The organism is Neisseria sp. P0021.S005, from assembly GCF_051956955.1.
The window spans coordinates 1-2,618 of record NZ_JBQCWY010000431.1 but is presented as its reverse complement, the minus strand read 5'-3'; the positions used below and the strand labels follow the sequence as shown (position 1 = coordinate 2,618).

3 protein-coding genes and 1 pseudogene are annotated in these 2,618 nt (G+C 45.7%); 2 read left to right on the top strand and 2 right to left on the bottom strand.

Annotated features, from left to right (window positions below):
• Positions 1 to 443 (top strand): hypothetical protein (locus ACTHUE_RS15180; RefSeq protein ID WP_440423909.1); only part of this gene is annotated, 443 nt, incomplete at its 5' end.
• A gap of 46 nt (positions 444 to 489) precedes the next feature.
• On the opposite strand, the gene ACTHUE_RS15175 is transcribed toward ACTHUE_RS15180, so the two are convergent.
• On the bottom strand, positions 490 to 1,206 hold the full coding sequence (locus ACTHUE_RS15175; RefSeq protein WP_049343856.1) for an S-methyl-5'-thioinosine phosphorylase: 717 nt from the start codon (positions 1,204 to 1,206) through the stop codon (positions 490 to 492).
• A gap of 66 nt (positions 1,207 to 1,272) precedes the next feature.
• Positions 1,273 to 2,343: an AI-2E family transporter gene (locus ACTHUE_RS15170; protein ID WP_049335191.1), complete on the bottom strand. Its 1,071-nt coding sequence runs from the start codon at positions 2,341 to 2,343 to the stop codon at positions 1,273 to 1,275.
• A gap of 203 nt (positions 2,344 to 2,546) precedes the next feature.
• Between ACTHUE_RS15170 and ACTHUE_RS15165 the strand changes: the two are divergent.
• Positions 2,547 to 2,618 (top strand): annotated as a pseudogene (locus ACTHUE_RS15165) (AIR synthase related protein); the annotation flags it as partial.

The following is a 2,618-nucleotide window of genomic DNA, read 5'->3' as shown; positions in this document are numbered from 1 at the left end:
GCCGGTTTGACTATCTGGAAATCGGACAATCGGCAGAGTCTATTTTGCAGATGTTTCCTGCGCCTGATTGCGTCCCTAAAGGCTTGTTGGTACAAAAAGGCTGGAATATTTGGCTTTATGGCGATATCGAACTGCATTTCTCCGACAATCGTTTGACACAGATTCGCGCTGATTTTCAGCCTGATGCTGCACTAAGCGGCGGCCGTTGGGTAAAATTGAATCCGTGGTTTTTTGCAAATGGCTGCCTTGATGTTTATGCCGTCATTCAGCGCTTGGTACAACGCAATATTGACTTTATTAAAACGGAAACGCATACCAATTTGATTTTACAGCTGCAAAGCGGGGTCGAATTGATTTTTGAAAAATGTCGGGGCATGCAACTTGCCTCGTTCCGCAAACAAAAAGCTTCCCTGCCTCATTGGGCGCGTGAAACGGCTTCTTAACTAAAACAATGCCGTCTGAAAACATCATTTCAGACGGCATGATCAATTACAAACCATTCAATAATTGTCGGATTTTCGTCATCGCCATAGAAGTCTGTTCATTACAGCCTACAGTCCCTACTCCGCTATCAAAGCAATCAATGCTGCTGACGCTGCAAAAGTGGGCATAGGCCATTTTCAACTCTCTGGCCAAAACAGCTTCGGGCATACCGGTCATACCAAGTACATCTACACCATCATTGCGATAACGGGCAATTTCTGCGCGAGTTGGACGGCGCGGGCCTTGCAGGCAGCCATATACTGCTGTGTCGTAAATCGGCACATTGTGCGCTTTCGTGATATTTAATAACTTTTGTCGCAATTCATTGCAATAAGGGTTGAAAAAATCGGTATGGACGACAGGGCATTCTTGGCCTTCAAAAAAAGTATCTTTACGGCCATAGGTATAGTCAATCAAATCGTCCGGCAACACCAGACTGCCGTTTTCAAAATCAGGGTTGATACCGACGACTGAAGAAATGGCAATAATGTTTTCAACGCCTAAAGAGTGCAATGCCCAGATATTGGCGCGATAGTTGATTTCATGCGGCGCGATGGTATGGCTGAAGCCGTGTCGGGCGAGAAAAACAATGTCCAAGCGCCCCAACCTGCCGAACAAAATAGGACTGCTGGTTAAGCCGTATGGAGTGCGTACGATTTTTCGTTCAGTAATTTCGAGTTCCGGCAGTTTGGTCAAACCGCTGCCGCCGATAATGGCTAACATATAGACTTCCTTTGTTATCAATGGCCGTCTGAAACTTGGATTTCAGACGGCCTTAATATCATCGATTTATTTATGTTTATAGAAATGGCTGCCGAAATAGGCAGATGCACCTTCACGCAATAAAACCAATGTTACGGCGGCAAGCGGCAGACCGGCAAGCATACCGACAAAACCCATCAGTTGTCCGAAAGCCATCAACGAGAAAATCACCCAGAACGGAGACAAACCGATGCGGTCGCCGACGATTTTAGGCGTAATGAAAAAGCTTTCCAAGAATTGTCCGACACCGAATACAGCCCAGACCATCAACAAACCCTGCCATGAGCCATATTGCAAAAGCGCGGCAACTGTCGCCAGCAAAAGGCCGGTAAATGCACCCAAATACGGAATAAATACCAAAATACCGGCAATCATACCGATGGCAAAGCCGGAATCCAAACCGACCAGCATCAAGCCCAAGCCATAGACCAAGCCCATAATCATCATCACCATCAGCTGGCCACGCAGAAACTCGCCCAAAACTTCATCCATATTGCCGCTGATACGCGTGTAAGTTTCGATAAAACGGCGCGGAACCAATTTGCTGATTCCGGAAGACCAGCGTTTCCAATCCAACAAGAAGTAATACAGCAGCAAAGGTAACAACACCAAATTGCTGACGCCGCTGATGACGTTACCACTTTGACGCATCAAGGTAGGAATCCATTCTTTGAGCGTATTGCTCAACTCATCCGTATGCGACTGCAACCATGCAATAATTGATTCTTGATCGATTTGAATATAATCCCCGCTGACGCTATTGAGCCACGGCAGCAATTTGTTTTGAACAAAGCCTACGATTTGTGGCAGGCGTTCGGCCAGATTGTTAAACTGGTTCAACAACATAGGCACGATAATCAGCACCAACGACAGCAATATCAGCAAAGCCAGTGCCATAATAATCATAGAGGCCGGCGCGCGACGGATACGCTTCAGTTGCAGCCATTCGACCAAGGGATTCAAAACATAGGCCAAAACGGCAGCTACGATAAACGGCGTCAAAACATCGCCCAAGGCATATAAAAGCCAAATAAAGGCCGCGATAACGCAAGCCATAATAATCCACGGTTTTGCGCCGCGCGTTTTCTTTTGATACATAAAAAGGTATTTCCCAATTGATGTTTAAGGTTTTCAAAATCAATAAGCAGTATAACAGATTCACAAAGGCCGTCTGAACGCGTGACGGCTATTAAGATAAAATAAAAATTGTTGACAATAATGCCAAAAAATTCAGCCTGAATCCTCTAATTTAAGATAAAATACGCTCCGACAATCTACCCATACCCGAATAAGGAAATCCAATGAGCACTTCTTTGAGCTATCGTGACGCAGGCGTGGATATCGACGCAGGCGATCAACTGGTCGAAAACATC

What these genes read in the sequence shown, in the direction of transcription:
- ACTHUE_RS15175 (WP_049343856.1), bottom strand. Translation starts at nt 1,206, where the DNA reads ATGTTAGCCATTATCGGCGGCAGCGGTTTGACCAAACTGCCGGAACTC.
- ACTHUE_RS15170 (WP_049335191.1), bottom strand. Translation starts at nt 2,343, where the DNA reads ATGTATCAAAAGAAAACGCGCGGCGCAAAACCGTGGATTATTATGGCT.